Annotated in this window: 26 protein-coding genes; 15 read left to right on the top strand and 11 right to left on the bottom strand. The window is 72.1% G+C overall.

Translation table 11 applies throughout. The features are described from left to right. Nucleotides 1–64 precede the first annotated feature (64 nt). A complete protein-coding gene (locus HEK131_RS17825) occupies nt 65–1,495 on the top strand; it encodes a dihydrolipoyl dehydrogenase family protein (protein WP_244336117.1) in 1,431 nt (476 codons plus the stop codon). Here the strand turns inward: HEK131_RS17825 and HEK131_RS17820 are convergent. Then, entirely contained in the window at nt 1,480–2,148 is a 669-nt protein-coding gene (locus HEK131_RS17820) for a peptide deformylase (RefSeq protein WP_217462111.1), read from the bottom strand. The two genes, HEK131_RS17825 and HEK131_RS17820, sit on opposite strands and share 16 nt — an antisense overlap. Before the next feature lie 96 nt (nt 2,149–2,244). Then, complete coding sequence (locus HEK131_RS17815; RefSeq protein WP_217462110.1) at nt 2,245–2,592, bottom strand: tetratricopeptide repeat protein; 348 nt, start codon at nt 2,590–2,592, stop codon at nt 2,245–2,247. A gap of 182 nt (nt 2,593–2,774) precedes the next feature. Here HEK131_RS17815 and HEK131_RS17810 point away from each other — a divergent pair, with 182 nt between their 5' ends. Then, nucleotides 2,775–3,833, top strand: coding sequence for an enoyl-CoA hydratase/isomerase family protein (locus HEK131_RS17810; RefSeq protein ID WP_244336116.1), 1,059 nt, complete (start codon nt 2,775–2,777; stop codon nt 3,831–3,833). Here the strand turns inward: HEK131_RS17810 and HEK131_RS17805 are convergent. Beyond that, entirely contained in the window at nt 3,821–4,156 is a 336-nt protein-coding gene (locus HEK131_RS17805; RefSeq protein ID WP_244336114.1) for a hypothetical protein, read from the bottom strand. The genes HEK131_RS17810 and HEK131_RS17805 overlap by 13 nt on opposite strands. A 141-nt stretch (nt 4,157–4,297) precedes the next feature. Beyond that, the gene (locus HEK131_RS17800; RefSeq protein ID WP_217462107.1) at nt 4,298–4,630 is read right to left on the bottom strand and encodes an antibiotic biosynthesis monooxygenase family protein; all 333 of its coding nucleotides are present in this window, start codon (nt 4,628–4,630) and stop codon (nt 4,298–4,300) included. Between the two features lie 78 nt (nt 4,631–4,708). Between HEK131_RS17800 and HEK131_RS17795 the strand changes: the two genes are divergently transcribed. Both HEK131_RS17795 and HEK131_RS17790 read left to right on the top strand, forming a co-directional pair. Beyond that, nucleotides 4,709–5,092, top strand: a complete 384-nt coding sequence (locus HEK131_RS17795; protein ID WP_244336112.1) for a VOC family protein — start codon at nt 4,709–4,711, stop codon at nt 5,090–5,092. A 33-nt stretch (nt 5,093–5,125) separates the two neighbouring features. After that, the gene (locus HEK131_RS17790; protein ID WP_244336110.1) at nt 5,126–5,665 is read left to right on the top strand and encodes a hypothetical protein; all 540 of its coding nucleotides are present in this window, start codon (nt 5,126–5,128) and stop codon (nt 5,663–5,665) included. 26 nt (nt 5,666–5,691) lie between these two features. Here the strand turns inward: HEK131_RS17790 and HEK131_RS17785 are convergent, their stop codons facing one another. Then, nucleotides 5,692–7,818, bottom strand: coding sequence for an MMPL family transporter (locus HEK131_RS17785; protein WP_244336108.1), 2,127 nt, complete (start codon nt 7,816–7,818; stop codon nt 5,692–5,694). A gap of 97 nt (nt 7,819–7,915) precedes the next feature. Between HEK131_RS17785 and HEK131_RS17780 the strand changes: the two genes are divergently transcribed. From HEK131_RS17780 to HEK131_RS17750, 7 genes are all read left to right on the top strand, one after another. Beyond that, nucleotides 7,916–8,389: a MarR family winged helix-turn-helix transcriptional regulator gene (locus HEK131_RS17780; protein ID WP_161148646.1), complete on the top strand. Its 474-nt coding sequence runs from the start codon at nt 7,916–7,918 to the stop codon at nt 8,387–8,389. A gap of 68 nt (nt 8,390–8,457) precedes the next feature. Further along, nucleotides 8,458–9,450: a LacI family DNA-binding transcriptional regulator gene (locus HEK131_RS17775; RefSeq protein ID WP_244336104.1), complete on the top strand. Its 993-nt coding sequence runs from the start codon at nt 8,458–8,460 to the stop codon at nt 9,448–9,450. A 318-nt stretch (nt 9,451–9,768) separates the two neighbouring features. Continuing rightward, the gene (locus HEK131_RS17770; protein ID WP_244336102.1) at nt 9,769–11,052 is read left to right on the top strand and encodes an ABC transporter substrate-binding protein; all 1,284 of its coding nucleotides are present in this window, start codon (nt 9,769–9,771) and stop codon (nt 11,050–11,052) included. Further along, the gene (locus HEK131_RS17765) at nt 11,039–11,932 is read left to right on the top strand and encodes a carbohydrate ABC transporter permease (protein ID WP_244336098.1); all 894 of its coding nucleotides are present in this window, start codon (nt 11,039–11,041) and stop codon (nt 11,930–11,932) included. Before HEK131_RS17770 ends, HEK131_RS17765 begins: the two co-directional genes overlap by 14 nt. After that, a complete protein-coding gene (locus HEK131_RS17760) occupies nt 11,929–12,813 on the top strand; it encodes a carbohydrate ABC transporter permease (RefSeq protein ID WP_244336096.1) in 885 nt (294 codons plus the stop codon). Before HEK131_RS17765 ends, HEK131_RS17760 begins: the two co-directional genes overlap by 4 nt. Beyond that, the gene (locus HEK131_RS17755; RefSeq protein ID WP_244336094.1) at nt 12,813–14,825 is read left to right on the top strand and encodes a beta-galactosidase; all 2,013 of its coding nucleotides are present in this window, start codon (nt 12,813–12,815) and stop codon (nt 14,823–14,825) included. Before HEK131_RS17760 ends, HEK131_RS17755 begins: the two co-directional genes overlap by 1 nt. Nucleotides 14,826–14,847: 22 nt before the next feature. Then, a complete protein-coding gene (locus tag HEK131_RS17750; RefSeq protein ID WP_244336092.1) occupies nt 14,848–16,998 on the top strand; it encodes an alpha-galactosidase in 2,151 nt (716 codons plus the stop codon). Nucleotides 16,999–17,008: 10 nt separating this feature from the next. Here HEK131_RS17750 and HEK131_RS17745 read toward each other — a convergent pair whose 3' ends face one another. Beyond that, nucleotides 17,009–17,191 (bottom strand): hypothetical protein, encoded by a 183-nt coding sequence (locus tag HEK131_RS17745; protein ID WP_244336090.1) that lies wholly within the window; start codon nt 17,189–17,191, stop codon nt 17,009–17,011. A 273-nt stretch (nt 17,192–17,464) separates the two neighbouring features. On the opposite strand from HEK131_RS17745, the gene HEK131_RS17740 reads away from it, so the two are divergent. Beyond that, a complete protein-coding gene (locus tag HEK131_RS17740; RefSeq protein ID WP_244336088.1) occupies nt 17,465–18,463 on the top strand; it encodes a mechanosensitive ion channel family protein in 999 nt (332 codons plus the stop codon). Nucleotides 18,464–18,531: 68 nt separating this feature from the next. Here HEK131_RS17740 and HEK131_RS17735 read toward each other — a convergent pair whose 3' ends face one another. Then, nucleotides 18,532–18,702: a hydrophobic protein gene (locus HEK131_RS17735; protein WP_244336086.1), complete on the bottom strand. Its 171-nt coding sequence runs from the start codon at nt 18,700–18,702 to the stop codon at nt 18,532–18,534. Between the two features lie 210 nt (nt 18,703–18,912). Here HEK131_RS17735 and HEK131_RS17730 point away from each other — a divergent pair, with 210 nt between their 5' ends. After that, nucleotides 18,913–19,158 (top strand): DUF6479 family protein, encoded by a 246-nt coding sequence (locus tag HEK131_RS17730; protein WP_244336084.1) that lies wholly within the window; start codon nt 18,913–18,915, stop codon nt 19,156–19,158. Between the two features lie 14 nt (nt 19,159–19,172). Here the strand turns inward: HEK131_RS17730 and HEK131_RS17725 are convergent, their stop codons facing one another. The 3 genes from HEK131_RS17725 to HEK131_RS17715 all read right to left on the bottom strand — a co-directional run bounded on the left by HEK131_RS17725 (nt 19,173) and on the right by HEK131_RS17715 (nt 22,649). Next, nucleotides 19,173–19,682 (bottom strand): SRPBCC family protein, encoded by a 510-nt coding sequence (locus HEK131_RS17725; RefSeq protein ID WP_244336082.1) that lies wholly within the window; start codon nt 19,680–19,682, stop codon nt 19,173–19,175. A gap of 70 nt (nt 19,683–19,752) precedes the next feature. Next, nucleotides 19,753–20,865: an aminotransferase class V-fold PLP-dependent enzyme gene (locus HEK131_RS17720; protein WP_432215649.1), complete on the bottom strand. Its 1,113-nt coding sequence runs from the start codon at nt 20,863–20,865 to the stop codon at nt 19,753–19,755. Nucleotides 20,866–20,936: 71 nt separating this feature from the next. Further along, nucleotides 20,937–22,649: an MFS transporter gene (locus tag HEK131_RS17715; protein ID WP_244336079.1), complete on the bottom strand. Its 1,713-nt coding sequence runs from the start codon at nt 22,647–22,649 to the stop codon at nt 20,937–20,939. A gap of 237 nt (nt 22,650–22,886) precedes the next feature. Here HEK131_RS17715 and HEK131_RS17710 point away from each other — a divergent pair, with 237 nt between their 5' ends. Further along, on the top strand, nt 22,887–23,681 hold the full coding sequence (locus HEK131_RS17710) for a TetR/AcrR family transcriptional regulator (RefSeq protein WP_244336077.1): 795 nt from the start codon (nt 22,887–22,889) through the stop codon (nt 23,679–23,681). A gap of 152 nt (nt 23,682–23,833) precedes the next feature. Here HEK131_RS17710 and HEK131_RS17705 read toward each other — a convergent pair whose 3' ends face one another. Continuing rightward, on the bottom strand, nt 23,834–25,030 hold the full coding sequence (locus HEK131_RS17705; protein WP_244336075.1) for an LmeA family phospholipid-binding protein: 1,197 nt from the start codon (nt 25,028–25,030) through the stop codon (nt 23,834–23,836). 407 nt (nt 25,031–25,437) lie between these two features. Between HEK131_RS17705 and HEK131_RS17700 the strand changes: the two genes are divergently transcribed. After that, complete coding sequence (locus tag HEK131_RS17700) at nt 25,438–25,779, top strand: STAS domain-containing protein (protein WP_217462093.1); 342 nt, start codon at nt 25,438–25,440, stop codon at nt 25,777–25,779. Nucleotides 25,780–25,794 lie beyond the last annotated feature (15 nt).

The following is a 25,794-nucleotide window of genomic DNA, read 5'->3' as shown; positions in this document are numbered from 1 at the left end:
TCGGCATTCCCGCGCCCCACCCACGTGTGTGGCCCCCACGCCGCCCACCCACCACACTGGCCGCATGACGGAAACGGAAACCATCGCGTACGACGTCGTGGTGCTCGGGGCCGGGCCCGTGGGGGAGAACGCCGCCGACCGGACCCACGCGGCCGGGCTCAGCACGGCGATCGTGGAGAGCGAACTGGTGGGCGGTGAGTGCTCGTACTGGGCCTGCATGCCCAGCAAGGCGCTGCTCAGGCCGGTCATCGCCCAGGCCGACGCCCGCCGCCTGCCCGGTCTCGCCCCCGCGAACCAGGGCCCCCTCGACGCCGAGGCGGTGCTCGCCCGCCGGAACGACTTCGCCTCGCACTGGAAGGACGACGGCCAGGCCGCGTGGCTGGACGGTGCCGGGGTCGCCCTCTACCGGGGCCACGGCCGCCTCGCCGGACCCCGCACGGTCACGGTCACCGCCGAGGACGGCACGGTCACCACCCTCACCGCACGGCAGGCGGTCGTCGTCGCCACCGGCACCCGCGCCCAGCTCCCCGACCTGCCCGGACTCGACGAAGTACGGCCCTGGACCAGCCGGGAGGCGAATAGCGCGCAGGCGGTGCCCGACCGGCTGATCGTGGTCGGCGGCGGGGTCGTCGCCACCGAGATGGCCACCGCCTGGCAGGCGCTCGGCTCGCACGTGACCCTGCTGGTCCGGGGCAAGGGCCTGCTCAGCCGCATGGAACCGTTCGCCGGGGAACTGGTCGCCCGGTCGCTCACCGAGGCGGGCGTGGACGTGCGCACCGGCACTTCCGTCGAGTCCGTCGCCCGCGAGAACGGCACCGTTGTGGCCGTCACCGGCACCGGCGAGCGCATCGAGGCCGACGAGATCCTGTTCGCCACCGGCCGCGCCCCGCAGAGCGACGACATCGGCCTCGACACGGTCGGCCTCGAACCCGGCTCCTGGCTGGAAGTGGACGACACCCTCCAGGTCCCCGGCACCGACTGGCTGTACGCGGTCGGCGACGTCAACCACCGGGCGCTCCTCACCCACCAGGGCAAGTACCAGGCCCGGATCGCGGGCGCCGCCATCGCCGCCCGCGCCTCCGACACCCCGCTGGACGACGCCCCGTGGGGCGCCCACGCGGCCACCGCCGACCACTACGCCGTACCCCAGGTCGTCTTCACCGACCCCGAGGCCGCCGCCGTGGGGATGTCCCTCGCGGAGGCCGAGCAGGCCGGGCACCGGGTCCGCGCGGTCGACGTCGACTTCGGCTCGGTCGCGGGGGCGAGCCTGTACGGGGACGGCTACAAGGGGCGGGCCCGCATGGTCGTCGACCTGGACGAGGAGATCCTGCGCGGGGTCACCTTCGTCGGGCCGGGTGTGGGTGAGCTCGTCCACTCGGCGACCGTCGCCGTCGCCGGGCGGGTGCCCCTGGACCGGCTGTGGCACGTGGTGCCGCCGTTCCCGACGCTCAGCGAGGTGTGGCTGCGGCTGCTGGAGGCTTACCGGGACAACTGAGTCCCCTTCTGAGGGAGTTCGAAGCCCAGCGCCTCGGCCGCCGCCTCCGGTGACGGCTGTGCCCAGCGGGCCGCCACGGCCTCGTTGGTCGACAGCGAGCGGAGTTCGGCGCGGTCGAGGTACAGGGTGCCGTCCAGGTGGTCCGTCTCGTGCTGCACGATCCGGGCGGGCCACCCGGCGACCACCTCGTCCAGCTCCCGGCCCAGCTCGTCCTGACCGCGCAGCCGCACCCGCGCGTGCCGGGTCACCACGGCCTGCCAGCCGGGCACGCTCAGGCACCCCTCGAAGAAGGACGCGCCCTCGGTGCCCTCCGGCTCGTACGAGGGGTTGACCAGTACCCGGAACGGCAGCGGCACCCGGCCCCGGGCCACCGCGATCTCCTCCGGCACCGGAGCCGGGTCCTCGATCACGGCGATCCGCAGTCCCACCCCGACCTGCGGCGCGGCGAGGCCGACGCCGGGCGCCGCGTGCATGGTGTCGCGCAGCGCCTGCGTGAAGCGGGCGAACAGGTCGGGCCCGAGCTGGCCTTCGTAGGGCTCGGCCGGGTGGCGCAGTACCGGGTGCCCGGCCGCGACGATGGGCAACGGGCCGCCCGCGGCCAGGAGTTCGGCCACCCGCTCGGCCAGGGAAGCGTGATCGCTGACAGGTGTCATCGCGCCAGGATGACACGCCGGCCTGCGCGAACGAGGGGCGCGCCGCGCCAACGCCCGGTGCGAAACCGGCCGTTCACGCGACGCGCCCCGACGCGCTCACTCCTGCGGGAAGTCGCCCGCGAGGGCGGCGGCGATCCGCAGATGTGGTGCGGCCTCCTCGGTACGGGACTGGCGCTCCAGCGTGCGGCCCAGCATCAGCCGGGCGTAGTGCTCCACCGGGTCCCGCTCCACGATGATCCGCAGTTCGGCCTCCGCGCGGCCGAGCTGGGCGGAGTGGTAGTAGGCGCGGGCCAGCAGCAGCCGGGGCGCGGTCTGCTCCGGGACCTCCTCGACCAGCCCGGTGAGCACGCGCGCGGCGTTGGCGTACTCCTTGGCGTCGAAGAACATCCCCGCCCGCTCCCAGCGCTCGGCGGCGGTGCCGTGGTCGTAGTACTCGATGTCCACCTGAGACCTCCTTCGGTGGGTACAGCACCTCGGGGTTGTTGAATATTCCACCAAAGTTGGGGGTGTCGCGGGAGGCTCCCGCGGAGGCAAGATCGTCGGTGTCCCGCTTGTCCACCGGACCCGGAAGGAACGAACGAGATCATGCGCGTCATCGTGGCCCACGGCCCGCTGGAGGCGATCGGATGACCGGCGCCGAGGCACCCGTACTGGTGCACACCATCGGCCGGGCCGCCTACCTCACGCTCAACCGCCCCAAGGCACTCAACGCCCTGAACCACGCCATGGTCGGGCTCATCGGCGAAGCGCTCACCGAGTGGGAGCGGGATCCGACGGTGAGGACCGTGGTCGTCACGGGGGCGGGGGAGCGGGGGCTGTGCGCGGGTGGTGACATCCGTGCCGTCCACGACGACGCCCGCGACGGCGACGGCACCGCCTCGGCGGAGTTCTGGCGGGACGAGTACCTGCTCAACGCCCGGATCGCCCGCTATCCCAAGCCGTACGTCGCCGTGATGGACGGGATCGTCATGGGCGGCGGTGTCGGCATCTCCGCGCACGGAAGCGTCCGGATCGTCACCGAGCGGTCCCGGATCGCCATGCCCGAGACCGGCATCGGCTTCGTCCCGGACGTGGGCGGCACCTACCTCCTGTCACGGGCACCGGGCGAACTGGGCACCCACCTCGCGCTCACCGGCGCGCAGTTCGGCGCGGGGGACGCGCTGCTGTGCGGACTGGCCGACCACTACGTACCGTCCGCCGCGCTCCCGGACCTGGTGGCCGAACTCGCCGCACTCCCCGTGGAGGAAGCGCTCGCCCGCCATGGCCGTCCGGCCCCGGACGGCGGGCTGGCGGCCCAGCGGGAGTGGATCGACCCCTGCTACGCCGCCGACACGGTCGAGGAGATCATCGCCCGGCTGCGGGAGCACGGCTCGCCCGAGGCGAAGGCGGCCGCCGACACCCTGCTGACCAGGTCCCCCACCGCCCTGAAGATCACCCTGGCCTCCCTCCGGCGGGCCGGGCGGCTCGGCTCACTGGAGGCGGTCCTCGACCAGGAGTACCGGGTCTCCTGCGCGGCCCTGACCGCCCCCGACCTGGTCGAGGGCGTCCGGGCCCAGATCATCGACAAGGACCGCTCCCCGCGCTGGTCGCCCGCCACTCTGGCGGAGGTCTCCGACGTGGAGCGGTTCTTCGCTCCGCTGGGCGAGCGCGAGCTGGGACTGGGGGCCGTCCCTCACTCCGGGTGAGCCACCGCCTTCTTCTGGAGTTCCACCGCCGTCAGCAGGCCGAGGCTCCGCTCGGCCTTGCGCAGTGCCCTCAGGGCGGCCATCGAGGCGATGTCACCGGTGAAGCCGGTGTCGGCCAGCCGGGCCCGGACCCAGCGGGCGCACAGCTCGTCCTCGGACGCGGCGGCGGTGGACTCCACGAGCGCGACGGCCCGCTCCAGCCCCGGCCGCTCCTGTGCCGGCGCATCCGCCAACGCCCGTCGGACGGCCGCCAGAATCGCGTCCGAGTCCTTGAGCGGCAACACGAAGGCCCGGCCTCCGGTCAGTCCCGTGATCCCAGTCATGCGGTCGATCGTGCCGGGCATGTCGTGGCGCTGCCAAGGGACTTGAGGAGGACCTGAGGCTCGGGCCTGCCCGGCCTGCCGCCGGCGAGCCGGGCCGCCACGGAGCGGGCCGGGGCGCCGGTGGACGAGTGGCTTCCCGGCTCAGCTCGCGTGGACCGACTCCACCCGGAACAGCCGGGGCCGGACGGCGGTGGCGATGGTCGCCGCCTTGTCCATGTGCACCCTGGCCTCGGGGTCGGCCAGCATCGCGCGGTAGTGCTCCTCGGTCTCCCACTGGGCGTAGTTGATGACGCTCTCGCCGTCCAGGGAGGCGTGGAAGTTGGCGCTGATGAAGCCCGGCCGGTGCTTCATCGTCTCCTCCGTGGCGCGGGAGAGGAGGTCGATCAGCTCGACCTGGCGGTCCGGGGCGACGGTGAACACGTTGATGAGCGTGGCCACCGGGCGCGTGGTGTCGATGTGTGCGGTGAGGGTCATGCCGGAAGGCTCCCCGGTGCGGCACGCTCGGGTCGCCCACGCCGCACCGGATTCGCCCGTTCTCCGTACACTGCCCGCATGGCATGCCGCATCAGTGAGCTGGTCGTCGACGCCGCCGATCCCGAGCGGCTCGCCGCGTTCTGGAGCGACGTACTGGGTTACGTGGAACTCGGCCGCGAGGACGACGGCAGCATCGAGATCGGACCGCCCGGCGCCGGGTTCGGAGGTCCGCAGCCCACTCTCGTCCTCAGCCCCAGCACCGACCCCCGCCCCGGCAAGCTCCGGCTGCACATCGACGTCAACCCCACCGACCGCGACCAGGACGCCGAGCTGGAGCGGCTGCTCGCACTCGGCGCCCGTCCCGTCGACGTCGGCCAGACCGGCGCCGAGGACTGGCACGTCCTGGCCGACCCGGAGGGCAACGAGTTCTGCCTCCTGCGCAGGCGCCTGGATCCGGCATAGCCCCGGCCGCCCGGCCCCCGCTACCGTGGCCGGATGGACGCGGGGCTCGCGGGAGTGATCGGTGCTGCGGTGGGGGTGCTGGGCGGTGCGGGCACCGGACTGATCGCACTGCTCGGCCAGAACGGGCAGCAGCGGCGGCAGTGGTCGATCGACCGGGAGACGCGGCTGGAGCAGACCCGGCGCGAGGCGTACCTCGCCTGCATCGAGACGTCCAAGCACGTGACCGCCGACTGGTGGAAGTTGGTGAACTGCCTGCTTGCGGAGAGTAGTTCACCCGAACAGCGCGAGCAGTACGCGACCGAGGCGCAGCACGGCTGGGTCACCTTCACCAAGACCGCCGACGCGGTGAGCATGGCGGGACCCAACGAGATGGCCGAGGTGGTCCAGTCGCTCCGTGAGGCCATCTGGCGCATGGACCGCGCCGGGACCGCGTGGTACGAGTGCGTGCGCTCGGCGGGCCCGGCCGATCCGGTCGCCTGCGAAAGGGAGTTCAGGGCGGCCGAAGCCGCCAGGACCCGGCAGGGATTCCTCTTCCTGGCCGCCGCCCGCCGTGCCCTGATGACCGAGCACTGAGCGGGCGGCGGCTGCCCCGAAGAGGGCTACTGCCTCTGTTCCGCGGTGGTCTCGCTGAACTCCGGCTCCTGGGCGGAGCGTTCCTCGCGGGCCAGTCGGCTGGGCCACCACACCGCCGGGCCGATGTCGCGGACCAGGGCCGGGACCAGGAGGGAGCGGACGACGAGCGTGTCCACCAGGACGCCGAAGGCGACGATGAAGGCGATCTGGACGAGGAACGCCAGGGGGATCACGATCAGCGCGGCGAAGGTCGCCGCGAGGACGACGCCGGCCGAGGTGATGACGCCGCCCGTCGCGATCAGGCCGCGCAGGATGCCCTCCCGCGTGCCGTGGCGCACCGTCTCCTCGCGGACGCGGGACATCAGGAAGATGTTGTAGTCCACCCCGAGCGCGACCAGGAACACGAACCCGTACAGCGGTACCGACGCGTCCGTGCCGGAGAAGCCGAACCCGTGCCGGAAGACCAGGCCCGCGATGCCCAGCGTGGCCAGGTAGTTGAGCGCGACCGTCGCCACCAGCAGCACCGGCAGCAGCAGGCAGCGCAGCAGCGCGACGAGGATCACCAGGATGATCAGCAGGACCACCGGGACGATCAGGTTCCGGTCGTGCTCGGCGGTGCGCTGGGTGTCGTACTGCTGAGCGGTGTAGCCGCCCACCAGCGAGCCGGGATCGAGCGTGTGCAGCCGGTCGCGCAGCCGTTGCACGGTCTCCTTGGCCGCGTCGCTGTCGGGGGCGTCGGTCAGGGTGGCGTCGATCCGCACCCGGCCGTCCACCACTCGAGGCGCACCTCCGGGCTTGCCGGTCGCGCTCAGCGCCGCCGCCGAGGCGACGCCGGGCGTCTTCCCCGCGGCCGCGGTCACCTCGGCACGCCGGTCCGCGTCCGCGATGACGACCACGGGCTGCCCGGAGCCGCCGGGGAAGTGCTTCCCGAGCGTCTGCTGCGCGGAGACGGACGGGGCGTCGTTGACGAAGAGCTCGTCCAGCGGGACACCCTTGGACTTGAGCGCAGGGAAGAAGGCCGCCCCCACGACGAGCACGACACAGGTCGCCACCCACACCTTCCGGGGGCTGCCGTCGACCAGGTGCGCCACCCGGCGCCAGATGCCGTGGCCGCCCGTCGCCGCGTCGGCCGGGCGGGGCTTGGCCGGCCAGAACGCGGCGTGGCCCAGCAGGGCGAGCACCGCCGGCAGGAAGGTGAGCGTCGCCAGCACCGCGCACCCGATGCCGATCGCGCCCACCGGGCCCAGCGCGCGGTTGTTCGTCAGATCGCTGAGCAGCAGGGCGAGCAGGCCCAGCGCCACGGTGGCCGCGCTGGCGGTGATCGCGCCGAACGAACCGCGCAGCGCGCCCCAGGCGGCCTCCGCCCGCTGGGCACCGCGCGCCAGCTCCTCGCGGAACCGGGCCGTCAGCAGCAGGGCGTAGTCGGTGGCCGCGCCGATCACCAGGATCGACAGGATGCCCTGCACCTGCCCGTCCACCCGTACGACCCCGTGGTCGGCGAGGACGTAGACGATGGCGCAGGCGATGCCGAGCGCGAACACCGAGCTGAGGATGACGACGAACGGCAGCAGCACACTGCGGTACACCAGCAGCAGGATGACCAGCACCGCCGCCAGCGCCACGCCCAGCAGGATGCCGTCGATGCCGCCGAACGCGTCCGTCAGGTCGGCCTGTGTGGCGGCGGGCCCGGCGACCTGGGCGCGCGTGCCGTCGACGCCCGCCGCTTCCCGTTCGACCCGCTGCACCACCTCGGTGACGCGTTTGCCCAGCTCGGGGCTGAGCGGGACGACGCCCTCCAGCGCGGAGCCGTCCTTGGACGGGAGGGCGGGGGAGGGCCTGCCCACCACGCCCTCGGTGCCGGCGAGCGATGCCAGCGCCCGGGTGGCGGCCTCACGCTGGGCCGGGGTGATCCGGCCGCCGTCCTCGCCCGTCCAGACCACCACGGCCGGCAGGGTCTCCCGCCGGTCGAACGTCTTCTGCAGGGCGACGGCCTTCGTGGACTCCGCGCTGCGCGGCAGGAACGCGGTCTGGTCGTTGGTCGAGACCTCGCCGAGCTTGCCCGCGTAGGAGCCGAAGGCTCCGCCCAGGCCGAGCCAGACGAGTACGAGGACGAGGGGGACCAGCCAGCGGACCGGTCGGCGTACGGGATTCATTCGCTCCCCAGGAGGAGTGGGTGGATGCCGAGCAGGTATATCTCAATAACAAAGTATCTCAACGATCGAGAGACCTGGAGATCATATCCTTGACGGCATGCAGCCCGAACGTCCGGAGGAACGTCCTCCCAGTGACCTCCAGGGGTACGCCGTCCTCCTGCGGACCTTGAACAGCGAGATCAACCGCATCGCCCACGCGTTTGCCCAGGCGCACGGCCTTCACGCCACGGACGTCCACGCGCTCGCCGCGATCATGGACGCCACGGCCCTGGACGGTGAGCCCATGACCCCCTCCGGCCTGCGCGAACGCCTCAACCTCACCTCGGGCGCCGTCACGGCCTGCCTGGACCGTCTCGAGCGCGCCGGTCACATCAGCCGGGTCCGGGACAGCGCCGACCGCAGGGTGGTGCACCTGCACTACAACGCCGGGGCGCGCGCACTCGCCCGCCAGTACTTCAGCCCCCTCGCCCGCGGCACCGAGGCGGCCCGGCAGCGTTTCACCCCCGAACAGCTCGAGACCGTCGCCGAGTTCCTCCAGGTCCTCAACCGCGAACTCACCGCGGAACGCTGACCGCCCGGTCCACCTCGGGCGCGTCCCCCGAGGTGAAGTAGGGTGACCGCGCGGAAGGAGCGTGAGCGGTGCGCGAGCGGGTCACCATGGCGGACGTCGCCCGTGCGGCCGGAGTCTCCTCCGCCACGGTGTCCTACGTCCTGTCCGGCAAGCGCGCCGTCGCCCCCGAGACCCGTACGGCCGTCGAGGCGGCCATCGCCGAGCTGGGGTTCGTCGTCAACACGGCCGCCCGCAGCCTGCGCACGGGTCGTTCCAGCCTGGTCGCGCTGATCGTGCCGGACATCGCCAACCCGTTCTTCGCCCAGCTCGCGGCCACCCTCCAGGAGGAGCTGCGCGGACGCGGCCTCCATGTCGTCGTCTGTGACACCCGCGCGCGCCGCGAGGAGGAACGGGCCCTGCTCGCCGAGGCGGTGCAGCAGCGCTTCGCAGGGGTGGTCATCACCCCGTTCCGGCTGCTGCCGAAGGACCTCGGCGTGCTGACCGACGCGGGCATACCGGCCGTGGTCAGCGCGGACGTGCCGTTCGGCGCCGTCGACCAGGTGGCCCCCGACGCGCGGGCCGCGACCCGGCAGGCGCTGGAGCTGGTGACCGCCGCGCGCCGCCGCCGCATAGCGATGATCGCGGGCCCTCGGGACGCCACCGGCGGCGACCCCCGCCTGGAACTGCTCCGGGCCCTCGCCCGCCAGTACGGCACCGCCCTCCCGCGCGAACTCGTGGTGCGCGGCGAGCACACGCGCGAGGCCGGCGCCGAGGGCTTCGCCGAGCTGATGAACCGCCGCTACCGGCCCGACGCGGTGTTCTGCGCGAACGACGTGATCGCGGTCGGCGCCCTGGACAAGGCCCGTGAACTGGGCATCGACATCCCCGGCGAGGTCGCGCTCGTCGGCCACGACGACGCCGCCTTCGCCTCCCTGGTCCGGCCGCAGCTCACGACGGTCCGCTACCCCGCCGAGGAGGTCGGCCGGGCCGCCGCCCGCCTGCTCCGCGAGCGGCTGGACGGCCGCACCGCCCACCGCACGGTGCGGGTGAAGGCGGAGTTCGTCGCCCGCGCCTCTGTCTGAGTCACCGCGTCAGGAACCGCGTCGCCGGACGGTACGCGTAATCGATTCCGCCTGACGGCTGCATCTGCCCCCCTGCGTATGGAAGTTGCAGGTCAGCACGTAGATCGTAGGAAGATTCGGCGTTCACGAACCGGTCTCGATGTCGGTCAATTCCCGCAAGGCCGTTGACTTTTGTGGATTCCTGTTGTGAAGGTTGCGCCCACCACGTCCCCGGAGCGCGACCCTCGGCGCAAAAGGAGCACCCTCATGGCGATCCCCGTTCGCACGTCAACCGCAAGACGATGCCTGGCCGGTGCGGCGGTCCTGGCACTCACGGCGGTGGCCGGCTGTGGAGGCGGGGGCGGTGAGGACGACGGCGCGGCCGGCACCTCCTGCAAGCCCGCCTCCGGCAAGGTCACCCTCCAGTACTGGTCCTGGGTGCCCGGCATGGACCAGGCCGTACGCGTCTGGAACACCGAACACCCCGACGTACAGGTGAAGTTGCGCACCACCCCGGCCGGGAACGCGGGCACCTACCAGAACCTGTCCAACGCGCTGAAGGCGGGCAAGGCCCCCGACCTCGGGCAGATCGAGTACGACTCCCTGGCCAGCTTCCGGCTCAAGGGCGGCCTCAAGGACATCGAGTCCTGCCCCCAGGTCGCCCAGGCGCAGGACAAGTTCGTCGACTGGACCTGGTCCCAGGTCGACTTCGGTGCCGACGGCAAGGACGGCGTCTGGGCGATACCCCAGGACACCGGCCCGATGGCCCTGTACTACCGCAAGGACGTCTTCGACAAGCTCCACCTCGAGGCACCCACCACCTGGGCGGAGTACGAGGCCGACGCCCGCGTGCTCAAGAAGGCGGGCAAGTACATCACCCACTTCTCCCAGACCGACCCGAACTGGTTCACCGGCCTGCTGTGGCAGAACAAGGCCACCATGTTCGAGCGCAAGGGCGACGCCTGGAAGGTCACCGTCGACCGGCCCGAGAGCCGCCAAGTGGCCGACTACTGGCAGAAACTCATCGACGACAAGCTCGTCGCCACCGACCTCCAGGGCTTCTCGCCCGCGCTGTACAAGGCGTGGAACTCCGGCGAGGTGGTCACCTGGATCAGCGCCGCCTGGGGATACAGCACCATCCGCGACAACGCCGCGTCGACGGCTGGCAAGTGGGCGGTCGCCCCCATGCCGCAGTGGAAGGAGGGCGACCAGCGGGCCGGCAACTGGGGCGGCTCCACCACCGCAGTCCTCTCCGGCAGCGAACACCCGGCGGAGGCGGCCGAGTTCGCGCTCTGGCTGAACACCGACCCGAAGGCCATGGAGATCCTCAACCGGGCCGGCGGGCTCTACCCGGCGGCCAAGGCCGGACTGACCCTGCCCGCCCTGCGGAAGCCCGTCGGCTTTTACGGCGACCAGAAGATCTTCGACGTCTTCAAGCAGGCGTCCGGCAACGTGGACACCGACTTCACCTGGGGTCCCACGATGACCGACACCTACCGTTTCCTCAGCGACGGCACCTCGGACGTCACCGCGGGCAAGGGCACCCTCGGCGACGTGCTGAAGCGGACCGCGGCCGACAGCACCGACTCCCTGCGCAAGCAGTCCCTCGATGTCACGCGCTGACCGGCCGACGCGCCGGACCTTCGCCCCCTACGCGTTCCTCGCCCCCTTCTTCCTCCCCTTCGTCCTGTTCACGCTGCTGCCGGTCGGCTACGCCTTCTGGCAGAGCCTGCACAAGACCGCCCGCACCGGCGGCACCTTCGGCCGCACCCACTCGGTGTTCTCCGGGTTCGAGCAGTACGCCGACGTCGTACGCGAGCCGTTCTTCGCCGACAGCGTCCTGCGGGTCGGTCTCTTCGCCCTCGTGCAGATCCCGGTGATGCTGCTGTTCGCCCTGGTCCTCGCCCTCCTGCTGGACTCGGCCGTGGCTCGCCTGAAGCGCTTCTTCCGGCTGGTGTACTTCGTGCCGTACGGCATCCCGGGCGTCGTCGCCGCGCTGATGTGGGCCTCCCTGTACGACCCGAGGCTCTCGCCGATCACCGCCCTGCTGGAGTCGGCCGGCATCCGGGCCGACCTGCTCGGCCCCCACCTGGTGCTCTGGTCCATCGGCAACGTCGTCACCTGGACCTACACCGGCTACAACATGCTCATCCTGTACTCCGCGCTGCAGGCCCTCCCCGCCGACATCGAGGAGGCGGCCCGCGTCGACGGGGCGAGCGGCTGGACCACCGCACTGCGCATCAAGGTCCCGCTGATCCGCCCGGCGCTCGTCCTCACCGGGGTGTTCTCCATCATCGGCACCCTCCAGCTCTTCACCGAGCCACAGGTGTTCCGGTCCATCTCCACCAGCGTGACCAGCACCTACACCCCCAATCTCGCCGCCTACTCCCTCACCGCCGGGGACGACTACGGCGGGGCCGCCGCACTCTCCGTACTCCTCGCCACGGTCACGTTCGTGCTGTCCTTCGCGTTCCTCCGCCTCACCAACAGGAGGCAGGGATGAGCCTGCTCACCCGTACCGAAGGCGCCCACGCGACCCGCGGGGTCCGCACGGGCCGCGCGTCCACGGGCGCCGCCGTCGCCTTCATGACCCTGGCCGCCTGCTACATGCTGCTCCCGGTGTACTGGCTGCTGGTCTCCGCGACCAAGAGCCAGGGCGACCTGGTCGACACCCCCGGACTGCGGCCCGCCCACTGGCACTTCGGTGCCAACCTGGCCGCGCTCTTCCGGCAGCAGGACGGCGTCTTCGCGCGCTGGCTGCTCAACAGCCTTCTCTACGCCGGTGCGGGCGCCGCCGTCGCCACCGCGCTGGCGGCGGCCGCCGGGTACGCGCTGGCCAAGTACCGCTTCAGAGGACGGGAGTTGCTGTTCTCCGTGATCCTCGGCGGTGTCCTCGTACCCGCGACCGCCCTCGCGCTGCCGCTGTTCCTGATGTTCGCCGAGGTGGACGCCACCAACACGTTCTGGTCGGTGTTCCTGCCGAGCGTCGTCAGCCCCTTCGGCGTCTATCTGTCCCGTGTCTTCGCCGCCGCGTCCGTACCGGACGAGGTGATCGAGGCCGCCCGGATGGACGGCGCCGGGGAGCTGCGCATCTTCACCGGCATCGGGCTGCGCATGATGTCACCGGCGCTGGTGACCGTGTTCCTGTTCCAGTTCGTCGTCATCTGGAACAACTTCCTGCTGCCCCTGGTCATGCTCCAGGACGACGACCTCTATCCCGTCACCCTCGGCCTGTACACCTGGCAGACGCAGACCAGCCGCCTGCCCGTCCTGCAGACCCTCACCATCGTGGGAGCCCTGGTCTCCGTCGTGCCCATCGTGCTCACCTTCCTCCTCCTCCAGCGCTACTGGCGCGCCGGACTCTCCGCCGGGGCGGTGAAGTGATGGCCCACCCCCTCACCGCCCTCGGCCGGCGCCTGGGCGGCATCGCCTACGGCGGCGACTACAACCCCGAACAGTGGCCCCGCGAGGTGTGGCGCGAGGACGTCCGCCTCATGCGGGAAGCGGGCGTGAACCTCGTGACCGTGGGCGTCTTCTCCTGGTCCCGCATCGAGCCCCGCCCCGGCGCGTACGACTGGGAGCTGCTGGACGAGGTGCTCGACCTGCTGCACGCCCACGGCATCGCGGTGGACCTCGCCACCCCGACCGCGGCCCCGCCGCCCTGGTTCACCAGGCTGCACCCCGACGCGCTGCCCGTCACCGCCTCCGGCACCCGCCTCGCCCACGGCAGCAGGCAGGTCTTCTGCCCCAGCAGTCCCGCCTACGCCGAGGCCGCCGACGCCGTGGTCACGGCGCTGGCGACGCGCTACGCCGCGCATCCCGCCGTCGCCCTGTGGCACGTCCACAACGAGTGGGGCAACCACAACGCCCTCTGCTACTGCGACACCAGCGCGGCCGCCTTCCGTACCTGGCTCCAGGACCGCTACACCACCCTGGAGGCCCTCAACTCCGCCTGGGGCACCGACTTCTGGAGCCAGCGCTACGGCGACTGGGACGAGATCGACCCGCCCCGCGACACCACCGCCTTCCGCAATCCGGGCCAGGAACTCGACCACCGCCGCTTCTCCTCCGACGCCCTCCTCACCCGGCACCGCGCGGAGACGGCCCTGCTCAGGCGGCTCGCCCCCGGCATCCCCGTCACCACCAACCTCATGGGCACGCTGGAGAAGAAGGCCGACGGACACGCCTTCGCGCCCGAGTGCGACCTCGTCTCCGTCGACCACTACCTCACCGCGGCCGACCCCGAGGGCCACATCGACCTCGCGCTCAACGCCGACCTCGCCCGGGGCATGGCCGGGGGGAACCCCTGGCTGCTCATGGAGCACTCCACCTCCGCCGTCAACTGGCAGCCCGTCAACGTGGCCAAGCGGCCGGGCGAGATGCGCCGCAACAGCCTCACCCACCTGGCCAGGGGCGCCGACGGCATCATGTTCTTCCAGTGGCGGCAGTCCACGGCCGGCGCCGAGAAGTGGCACTCCGCGATGCTCCCGCACGGGGGCACCGACAGCCGGGTCTGGCGCGAGGTCCGCGCCCTCGGCGCCGAACTGGGCGCCCTCGCGGAGGTCACCGGCACCCGGGTCCACGGCGAGGTCGCGCTGCTCTTCGACTGGCCCAACTGGTGGGCCCTGGAACTCGAGGCCCGCCCCTCGGCCGAGCTGCGCTACCTGGACGTGGTCCGCGACTGGTACGCCGCCCTGTGGGCGCTCAACCTCACCTGCGACGTGGTCCCGCCCGGCGCCGACCTGACGTCCTACCGCGCCGTCGTCGCCCCGAACCTCTATCTCCTCTCCGACCAGGACGCCGCCGGCCTCGACGGCTACGTCCGCCAGGGCGGCCACCTGGCGGTCGGCTGCTTCAGCGGGGTCGTGGACCCCCAGGACCGGGTGCGACCCGGCGGCCATCCCGGCGCCCTGCGCGAGACGCTGGGGCTGCGCGTCGACGAGTACCTGCCGCTCAGGCCCGGTGAATCCGCCCGGCTCGACGACGGCACCCTCGCGCACGGCTGGACCGAGCGCGTCGAGCCGCGCGGCTGTTCCGCCGTACGGCGCTTCACGGACGGGCCGGGCGGCGGCCCGGCCGCCGGAGGCCCCGCCGTCACCCGCCACGAGCACGGCCGGGGCAGCGCCTGGTACGTCGCCACACGCCCCTCGGCACACACCCTGCGCGAGCTGATGCGGACCCTCGCCGACCTGGCGGGCGTCCGTCCCGTCGCCGCCGAGGGGATCGAGGCGGTGCGCCGCACCGGCCCGCGGGGCAGCTACCTCTTCCTGATCAACCACACCGCCGACGACGTGCCGGTCCCGGTGCGGGGCACGGGCCTGCTGGACGCCGAGGTCACCGACTCCGGCGTCCTGGTCCCGGCCGGGGGAGTGGCCGTCGTACGCGAACACCAGTGACGCCTTGCGAGGAGTGCCGCCCATGACGCAGCCCGTGGAGTACGACGAGTCCAGCGGCACCGTCGTGCTGCGCACCGAGGCCACGTGCTACGTCCTGCGGGCCGACCGCTCGCGGGGTGCCGTGCTCCACGTCCACTGGGGTGCGCACCTGCCACTCGAGGACGCGGTGGCGCTGCCCGTCGGGACCGGGCACGACAACAGCTTCGCCGGGCGCCTCGACGGGGTGGAGGAGTACCCCGTCGAGGGCGGCGCCCGGTTCGGGGTGCCCGCGCTGGAGGTCCGGTTCGCCGACGGGAGCAGTCCCGTCGAACCCGAGATCGTGAGCGTCCGGGTCGCCGGGCCGGGGCATGTGGTGGTCGCGCTGCGGGACCGGGTGCGGCCGCTGGCATGGGAGACGCACTACCGGGTGCCGCCCGGCGGCGACGTCGTCGAACGCTGGACGGAGTTCGAGCACACCGGCGACACCGGCCCGCTGCTTCTCCTGCGCCACGCCGCCGCTCACTGGCCGCTGCCCCGGCGGCAGAGCTGGCGGATGTCGGCCGTGCACGGCGGCTGGGCCGACGAGAACCGGCTCGCCCGTACCGGGGTGGCCGTGGGCGAGACCACGCTGACCAGCAGACGCGGCCACAGCAGCCATCAGGCGAACCCCTGGGTCGCGCTGGACACCGGTACGGCCGACGAGGAGCACGGCGAGGTCTGGGCCATCGTGCTGGCCGTCAGCGGCAGTTGGCGCCTCACCGTGCAGCGCACGGCGGCCGGAGAGGCGGGTGTCGTCGCGGGGGAGGGGCACGAGGGAGCCGAGGTCGCCCTGGCCCCCGGCCGGCGGCACGTCACACCGGCCAGCGTGGCGCTGCACACCACCGGTGGCTTCGGGGCCGTCAGCCGCGCCTTCCACACCTACATCCGCCGCCACGTCCTGCCGCACCCGGAGGAACTCCGGCCCGTCCTCTACAACTCGTGGGAGGCGACCGGGTTCGAGACCTCCGAGGAGGGCCAACTGCGGCTGGCCCGGAAGGCGGCCGGCCTCGGTGTGGAGTTGTTCGTCGTCGACGACGGCTGGTTCAGCACCCGCGACGGCGACCGCTCCGGCCTCGGTGACTGGACCCCGCACCCGGTGCGCTTCCCGCGCGGACTGCGCCCCCTGGCCGACGAGGTGCACCGGCTGGGCATGGCCTTCGGGCTCTGGGTGGAACCCGAGATGACCAACGCCGACAGCGACTTGTACCGCCGGCACCCCGAGTACGCGCTCCACCTGCCCGACCGCACCGCCACCGAACTGCGCCACCAGCTCGTGCTGGACTTCTCCCGCCGGGAGGTGACCGAGTGGGCGTACGACTGGCTGCACCGGCTCGTCGGCGAGAACACGGTGGACTTCCTCAAATGGGACTTCAACCGTTCCTTCACCGAAGCGGGTGTGCGGGGTGGAGGGCCCGACGCGCGGCGGGTCCACATCGAGCACGCGCGCGGGGTGCACCGGGTGCTCGACCGGCTGCGCGCCGCGTTCCCGCGGCTGCGGGTCGAGTCCTGCGCGGGCGGCGGCGGCCGGACCGACCTCGGCATGCTCGCCCGCACCGACCAGGTGTGGGCCTCCGACAACACCGACGCCGTGCAACGGCTGGCCATCCAGCACGGCTTCAGCCAGATCCACCCGGCCCGCGTCATGTCGGCCTGGGTCACCGACAGCCCCAATCCGCTGACCGGACGCACGGTGCCGCTGCGCTTCCGCTTCCACTCGGCCATGGCGGGCGTCCTGGGCATCGGCGGCGACCTGGACCGCTGGACACCGGCCGAACTCGCCGAGGCGGCCCGGCTGGTCGAGGTCTACAAGGACATCCGCCCGCTGGTGCAGCACGGACACCAGTACCGGCTGCTCGCGCCGGGCGACGGCGCCCTGACCGCCGTCCAGTACGTCGACCCCGGTGCCGACCGGACGGCTGTGCTGCTGTGGCGGCCCAGCGCCTCCTTCGGTCCGGCCCACCCTCCGCTCCGGCTGCGGGGCCTGGACCCCGGCGCCCGCTACCGCGACGAGGACACCGCTGCGGAATGGTCGGCGGCGACCCTCGCCGGTTTCGGCCTGAGCGTCCCCGGCCTGACCGTCCCCGGCCTGAGCGTCCCCGGCCTGCCGGACGGCGACTGCGCGAGCGCGCTGGTGCGCCTGCGCAGGGTGGCGTAGCCGGGGCCGGTCAGCGGGTGCCGTGCGGGCCCATCGGGTTCGGTGCGTGGGGGTTGGCGGTGGGCAGACCGGTCCCCGGGGGCATCACCCGCGCCAGGTCGCGGTGTATGCGGTCGGCTTCGCCCCGCACCTCGGCGGGGACGTCGCCGCGCTCGGCGACGAGGCGGCTGAAGATGGGGGTGTCGGTGAACATGACGGAGTCTGCTCTTTTCCAGTGGGTCGCCGGGTGGTGGGGGGCGCGACGGGACGGGTGAGGGTCACCTGCCGAGGCCGAGCCGTCAGCGGGCCGAAAGACGGCGGCGCCGAGGAACGCCCGGCCAGGAACGGGCACACGACACCTTAAAGGGCAGCACCGACAACACGCGTCCGGGGACCGGCCCAACCATGCAGCTTAGATGATCATGTATTCCGGATTCGAGGGTAGACGCGGCCGACGAGTCCGAAAGTCATCGAACACGGAGTTGCTGTGCCGACACCGCACCTTTCCCCACAGCCCGGCGCGTCCGGAGCCGTACAACTGGCCGCGTCCTGGCCGAACTGGATGGAGGAGCACACCGCGGCGCTCGTCGAGGTCCCGCTGCGCATCGCCCTCATCGTCGTCGTCCTGGGAGTGATCCGCTGGGTCGCCAAGCGGGCCATCACCCGCGTCGTCCAGCACATCCTGCAGCCCTCCGGCAACGAGGGCGAGCCCCGGCCGCGCCGCTCCGGACGCGGAGCCGCCGTCCTGCTGCGCGACCGCTCCCGCGCCTCCCAGCGCCGCGAACAGCGCGCCCGCACCATCGGATCGGTGCTCAGCAGCGGGGTCACGATCGTGCTGGCCCTGCTCGGTACGGCCATGATCCTCGACCAGGTCGGCATCGCGCTGGGCCCCCTGCTGGCCAGCGCCGGAGTGGTCGGCCTCGCCATCGGCTTCGGCGCGCAGAGCCTGGTCGCCGACTACCTCTCCGGCCTGCTCATCATGGTCGAGGACCAGTACGGCGTCGGTGACACCGTCGACCTCGGCGAGGCCGTGGGCGAGGTCGAGCACATCGGCCTGCGCCTGACCCACGTCCGCGACCTCAACGGCGGCCTGTGGCACATCCGCAACGGCGAGGTCCTCCGCGTCCGCAACGACAGCCAGGACTGGGCCCGTGCCGTCCTGGACGTCGCCGTCGCCTACGACGCCAACCTCGACACGGTCTACCAGGTGCTGGAGGACGCCGGCCGCGCCCTGCGCGAGAACCCGGCCTTCGCCGACGTACTGCTGGAGGACCCGAGCGTGTGGGGCGTGCAGTCGCTGGACGCGGACGGCGTCGTCGTCCGCCTCGCCGTGAAGACCGTTCCGCTCCAGCAGTGGTCCGTCACCCGTGAGCTGCGGCGCCGGGTCAAGGACGCGCTGGACGCCGCCGGTATCGACATCCCGTTCCCGCAGCGCACCATCTGGCTGCGCAACGAGGACCCGGCGACGGAGTTCGCCGCCCGCTGAACCTATCCCGCACGACGAGTGGGCCCGGCCTGTCGAGGCCGGGCCCACTCGTGTCGTCCGCCGTACATTCACCAGCGGTACCAGCGGCCTCGACGGCCGCCGCTGCCCGTCGGGCGCACGAAGAACCCGACCAGCCAGACCACCAGGACGATCACCGCTATCCACCACAGCGCCTTCAGGGCGAAGCCCGCGCCGAAGAGGATCAGAGCCAGAAGAAGAACCAGAAGCAAAGGAACCATTGTTATGACCTCCTGACCGCCGATTGCCCCTGACCAGCGAATACACGCACACAACTGCCAAGTTATCCGCACGACTTGAAGGGCATGAGAACGTGTTGCGACGCCGGTCCGCACCGGACGGGTACTCCGTCCGGTGCAGTGCGGACGCGGTGAGGGCTGACAAGGGCGGTGAAGAGGGATTCTCCGTGTGCGCGCGGGTAACCGCCCTGCATGAACATCGCTGCTGAATTCCTCGCCGCGTCCAGCAAGAGCGCGCTCTGGCTCCTCGTCGTGGGAGTGATCGTCGCCGTGATCCTGCTGGGCGGCTTCCTGCTGGGCAGTCGACGGGCGCGCACGCGCCGCCTCTCCACGCCGCCCCCCGGCGCCGAGGCCCGCCGCGGTCCCCAGGACCAGTCGGGCGTCGGCTGGCAGACCCCCGAGGACAACCCGGAGAACCACACCCACCACCGCCAGTGACCACTCCCGACGGCCTACCGCGCGTGCTGCCCCTCCAGCTCCCGCTTGAGGTTGCGCAGGGTCACGCGGATGTTGCGGGCCTGGAAGTCGGCGAAGGTGCTGCCCGAGGTGACGACGCGGTCGAAGACACCGGCCATGAAGTCGGGCCAGGTGCGGCGGTCGTCGGTCCAGGTCTCGGTGACGCGGGTGCCCTCGCCTTCCGGCTCGAAGCGGTACTCCCAGGTGGCGATCGGGCCGCGCAGGCGCGGGCTGCCGACGCCGATCGCGTGGACCCGGAAGGCGAAGTGACGGCCCGGTTCGGCGGCCGTGACCGTGCACCGCGTCACCCAGCGGAACCTTCCGCGCTTGTTCCGCCCGACGAAACTGGTGCCCACCCCGGCCGGGCCGTCCGCCGAGCCGGGCGTGGTGCCCAGGTTCTCCGGGCTCCAGCGGCCCATGTCGCCGGGGCGGCTCACCGCCTGATAGGCGGCGTCCGGCGAGACGTCGATGACGATGCTGTCGCTCACACTCAACACACGGGCCACTGCGCTGCCTCCTACCGCGAACATGAAGCTACTGTCGGGTAGGAATCATGGCACGGCGATCCCGGCCGGGTCAGTCCCCCAGTGCCGACAGGGCTGCCGCCACCTGGGCGCACACCTCCGGCGGGGTCGAGGCGTGCGGGGAGAACCTGAGGGAGTCGGGCCGCACCGTAGGGGTGACACCCTCGGCGTGCAGCGCCTTCGCCACGAGGGACGGATCGTGGTCCGGCATCGTGAAGGAGAGGATGCCCGCACGCCGCGCCGGGTCGGTGGGGGAGAGGACCCGGCCTCCGTACTTCCTGACCACCTCGGTGAGTTCGCCTACTCGCTCGGCGATCGCGGCCTCGATCGCGGCCACGGTGTGCCGCTCGACGAGGTCCAGCCCGGCCGCGAACGCGGCTGCCGTCACGGGGCTCAGGTTGGTGATCGACCACCGGCCCGCGTCGGGGGCGGGCGGGTGGTCCGCGCCGTCGAAGAGGCCGACCTCCTCCACGCCCGTCCAGCCGGTGAGGACCGGCTCCAGGGATTCCAGCGCGCGGTCGGACAGGGTGGCGAAGCCTGTGGCCCATCCCGCGCGCAGCCACTTCTGGCCGCCCGTCACGACCACGTCGGCCGCGTCCCAGGGCAGCTCGGCCACTCCGAACGCCTGGATGGCGTCCACGATCAGCAGCCGGTCCGGCCCGATCGCCTCGCGCAGTCCGGCCAGATCAGCCCGGAAGCCGGTGCGGAAGTCCACGGCGCTCACCGACAGGGCGACCACGTCCTCGGTCAGCGCGGCCCGCACCAGGTCCGGGGTCACCCCGCCGCCGGGCTCCGGGTCGAGCCAGCGGGGCGCGACCCGGCCGAGGTCCGCGGTGCGGCGCCACGGGTAGTGGTTGGCGGGAAAGTCGGAGCGGGGCACGAGGACCGCGCCCTCCCGGATGCCGAGCGCTGCGTGGAAGAGGCCGGTGGACGCGTTCGGCAGCAGCACGGTGTGCCGGGCGTCGGTGCCCGCGAGGCGGGCGGCCGTGTCCCGTGCGGTCACCTCGGCGCGCATCAGAGCGTCCACGGTGGTGTGGTCGGCGCGGGCCGACTCCGCGAGGGCGCGCGCGGTGGCGTCGACGGCGTCCCGCGACGGCGGGCCGAACCGCGCGAAGTCCAGATACCCGGCAGGAGTGTCGAAGTGAGCTGCGTACGAAGTGAGCACGGGTCTCATCCTCCCTGGTACGGGTCGGGCCGGGCATCCCCGCCACGGGAACGCCCGGCCCGACCCGCCGCTCAGTGCCCCGCCGAGTCCTCCGGGCGCGCCCGGCGCGGCAGGAGGAAGGCGAGCAGGAACGTCAGGACGAGCATCCCGTCCACGATCCACAGCACCGTCTTCATGACGGAACCGAAACCGCCCTTGAAGGCCGAAGTCGCGGTCGACCGGAGCGCGGCCGGTATCCGGGCGCCGTCCTGCGGCGAGGTGATGACCGACCGGGTGTCCTTCTCCAGCGTGGCGCAGGAGGCCGGGGTCGCGGCCGGGTCCTTGGCCACCGCGCGGTCGGAGGCGCAGGTCCGCAGATCGGCGACGATCCGGTCCTGAGCGGCCGGCGCGACATGCGCGGCCGACAACTGCCGCCGCAGACCGTCCGAATGCTGGTCGACCGCGGTGGCGATACCGCCGCCGAGCAGGCCGAAGAAGACGGTGCCCAGGATGGCCACGCCGAAGGCGCCGCCGAGCTGCTGGACCGCGGTCATGGTGCCGGACGCCGAGCCCGTCTCGTGCTGCTCGACACTGGCGAGCACGATGTCGAAGAAGGGCGCCATCAGCAGGCCCATGCCGATACCCGTGACCAGCAGTGACGGCAGGAGCTGCCAGGGGCCGACGCCGCTCCCGACCTGGTCCAGGGTCAGCCACACGGCGAACACGCCGACCGCCATGACCAGCGCGCCCCCCTGGAGCACGGTGCGGCCGAACCGGGTGACCGCCTGGGCGAGCCCGAAGCCGACGATCATGCCGCCGGACCAGGGCACCATCACCAGGCCCGCCTTCAGCGGCGAGTAGCCGAGGCCGATCTGGGTGTAGAGGTTGAAGACCAGCATGAAGCCCTGCATGGCCGAGAAGAAGACCAGCCCGAGGATCATGCCGCCGCTGAAGCCGCGCTTGCGGAAGAGGCTGATGACCACCAGCGGGTCCCGGCCCGCCTTGCTGCGGCGCGACTCGTACCAGCCGAAGACGGCGAAGACCACGACCGAGGCGGCCATCATCGCGAAGGTCCACACGGGCCAGTCGTACTCGCGGCCCTGGACCAGCGGGAAGATGAGGAGGAGCGCGGCCAGGGAGACCAGGAGCATGCCCGGGATGTCCAGGCGCGGCTTGCTCTCGGAGCGGCTCTTCGGCAGGTAGCGCACGGCGCCCATGAGGGCCGCGGCGCCCAGCGGCAGGTTGAGCAGGAAGATCATCCGCCAGCCGGTGCCGAAGTAGTCGGCGTCCACGAGCCAGCCCGCCAGGATCGGCCCGGAGACCGCCGACAGGCCCATGACCGGGCCGAACATCCCGAAGGCCTTCTGCGACTCCTTCGGCGGGAACATCTCCTTGATCATGCCGAGGCCCTGCGGCAGCATCACCGCGCCGAAGAGCCCCTGCACGACGCGGGCGCCGATCAGCATCTCGGGCGACACCGAGACCGCGCAGAGCAGCGAGCCCACGGTGAAGCCCGCCGCGCCCACCAGGAACATGTTGCGGCGCCCGTGTATGTCACCGAGGCGGCCGCCGGTGACGAGGCCGACGGCCATCGAGAGCGTGTACGCGGCGGCGAGCCACTGGAGGGTGGAGGCGCCGCCGCCGAGGTCGGCGCGCATGGAGGGGCCGGCGATGTTCGTGACGACGGCGTCCAGGAGGTCCATCACCTCGGCCGCGAGGATCACGAAGAGCGCAGCCCAGCGCCATCTGTACGGCGCTGGTGAGTCAGTGGGCGTCTCGGCGGACGCGACACCGGTGGTGGACATCGGTACTCCTCGCGGAAGGGGCCGCGGTCCCCGGTGATGAGCCGTGGGTGCGGTGGGATGGACGGATCGAACCGGAGAACACTGTTCACCGTAGCAGAACACTGCTCACCTGGAGAACGCTGTTCATTAAGATATAGCGCAAGTCCGATGCGAGGACAAGATATATCGCGTCCGACTGTGGACAAGTGCCGCTCACCAGCCGTGAACACTGTTCTCCGGCGCCCCTAGACTGTCCCCATGAGCGACGCGGCCGCCGGCAACCCCGCACCCCCTCCGCCGTCCCCCTGGGAGCGCGAGCGTCCCGTCCGCCCTCAGGCGGCCCCCCAGCGCACACCGCTGTCGCGCGAGCGGATCGTCGAGGCCGCCTTCGACGTCCTGGACCGCCAGGGGCTCGACGGGCTCTCGATGCGCCAGGTGGCGGCCGAACTGGGCGTCACGGTCTCCGCGCTCTACGCGCACGTCAGCTCCAAGGACGATCTGCTGGAGCTGATGTACACGCGTCTCTTCGACGACTTCCGGATGCCCGAGCCCGACCCCGAGCGGTGGCGCGAGCAGATTCGGGACTACGCGCGCGCCGGGCGCAAGCGCCTGCTCTCCCACCGGGACGTGGCCCGGATCTCCATGGCCCATGTCCCCTTCACGGCCGAACTGCTGCCGCACGTCGAGGGGTTGCTCGCCATATTCCGCACGGCCGGGCTGCCCGACCGGATCGCGGCGGAGGCCGGGGACCTCATCTCCACCTACATCGACGGCTTCGTGCTGGAGGAGGGCATGTGGCAGGACCGGGCGGCCGCCCGGCCGGACGGCGGTGACTCCTCACTGGCCCGCCCCGACTGGCGCGAGATGGCCGGGGAGATGCAGAACTACTTCGCGTCCCTGCCCGCCGCGGACTTCCCCCACCTGCGCGCCCTGGCCGACAAGATGGTGACGGACTCCGCGGACGAGAGGTTCGACATCGGTCTGGAGATCATCCTGCGGGGGCTGGCCAGTTACCTTCCGGACGCGGCCCCCACCACGATGCCTGATGCCTGATGCCTGATGCCTGATGCCTGATGCCTGATGCCTGATGCCTGATGCCTGATGCCTGATGCCTGACCGACGCCCGGCGCCCCCGACCGGGCGGCTGGGCAGCCGGACGCCTCACGGGCGCCCGGCGCTCCCGGCTCGCCGGCGGGACGCCGTCGTCAGTGTCCGCCCGCCGCCCGCGCTGCCGAGGTGTCACCGAAAGGCAGCGCGCCCCCGCTGAGGTGGGCCCTGATGCCGTCCCGCTCCACCGTGATGCGCTGGATGCGGATGTCGCCCGGCGTCTTCGGCAGTTGGAAGGACAGGTTCAGCCGGTCGGCGAGCTGCGGCTTCGTGACACCCCGGACCGCACCCAGCAGCTTGGGGTCGATGCCGAGCTTCGCGGGCAGATCGGGCTGCTCGGCGACCACGTCGAAGAGGTTGACCTTCATCAGCTTGCCGACGAACCCCGGCGAGCCGGTGAGCCGGGTCAGGGCCGCCTCGCTGCGCATGGCCTCGCGGATCTGCGCCCGGTCGATCCCGGCGCGCTCCGCGATCACCGGCACGGCCAGCATCGCCCGCACCTTGTCCCGCTCCGCCGCGACGGCGCGCGCCGCCTTCGGGGTGAGCTGGAGCCCCGCGTCGCGGCCGGGGCGGAAGACGGCCACGTCCCCGATGTCGAGTCGCATGCGGCTGATGTCGGTCGACACCCCGCGGTCACCGGACCGCCCGATGCGCGCCTCCGCGTGCAGCCCGAGGCGCTGTCCGGCGACCGGGACCTGCCCGTCGGCCTTGATCGCGCCGGGGCTCAGTCGACTGAACTCCACCTGCGAGGCGCCCAGTTCGCGGTCGAGGTCCTCGAAGGAGAGCAGCACGTCGCCGTCGAGGGAGTGGACGGTGCCGCCCTTGAGGTGGGAGGGGAGTTCGCCGTCGAGCCGTACGTCGTGCGCGGTGGCGTGGACCCGCGCCAGCGACACCCGGTCGGCGGCGAGGTCGGGCACCGTGACGTGCGCGGTGTCGATCCGCTTGTCCAGCACCTGGGTCAGGAACGGGAAACCGTCGATGTCCACCTGCGGCGCGGCCTCAAGGTGCAGCGACTTCTGCAACTGGTCCTCGGTCTTGCGCTCCGCGAACATCACCGCGAACCGGTCGCCCAGCACCAGGAAGGCCAGTGTGACGGCGACCGCGATGCCGGCCTTCACCAGGCGCCGCAGACTCTTGAACCTCCGCCCGCGCTTGCGGCCGCCCCTGCGGCGGCCGGAGGGCTGCGCTTCGTCATCCCCGTAGGGGTCGGCCCAGCCTCCTGACTGACCGTCAGGTGTGGCGTATTCCTGGTCGTTCGGTGAGCGGTCGGACGCTATGCGAGTGGAGGAGCGCATCACGCCACCCAAACACGTAACAGCAGGTCGGACGCAAGTTCAGCCTCTTCGGCGCGACGGTTCTCACACCCCGGTGACGGGGACACGCGGCGCGGGTGAAGAAGCGTGGTCGATCATGTGATGGCCGCGTGCGTGGCGTCGGTACCGGCGATCAGTGCCTCGACGCGGGCCCTGATCTCGTCGCGGACCAGGCGCACCGCCTCCTTCGGCCCGGCTCGCGGACACTCGGCCCGGTCCCCACCCTCATCGCACTGGTGTGCGTATCCCCGGGTGCGGTGCCGCAGGTGGGTTCACCGCTCCCGCAGGCCGAAATCGGGAGATTTCATGCCGTTCGCAGGGCACGGAGCCGGTGATTGGGGGGACCATGGAGGGAAGCAGCGTTCCCTCTGGCTGCGAAGGAGGTCACCATGGCAGCCGAACGCCCCTTCGAGCCGCCGATCGGACCGGTCCTATCGGTCTCGGCCGCCGATGTCCGGTTGCCCGAGTTGATCCTGGCCGGGGACATCAACGCCGAGGCCCTGCGTGAGCTCGAGGAAGTGCTCGGGGCCCCGCCCCTGCACACGGCCACCGCGTGGACGGTGGACATGAGCCAGGTCACCCGGATCGACCTCGCCTGCGCCTACGCCCTCCTGCGGGGCGCCACCCTGCGGCCGGAGCCCGCCGAGCTCACCATCCGGGGTCCCAAGCGCGCCGTCCAGCGCACTCTGCGTAACGCCGGGCTCGACGTGGTCGCCGTCATCGAGGAGTGACGGTGGCCGTCGGAC

This window comes from Streptomyces seoulensis (genome assembly GCF_022846655.1).
Lineage (GTDB): Bacteria > Actinomycetota > Actinomycetes > Streptomycetales > Streptomycetaceae > Streptomyces.
Note: the sequence above shows the minus strand (reverse complement) of the source record. Positions and strands in the feature narration are given on the sequence as shown.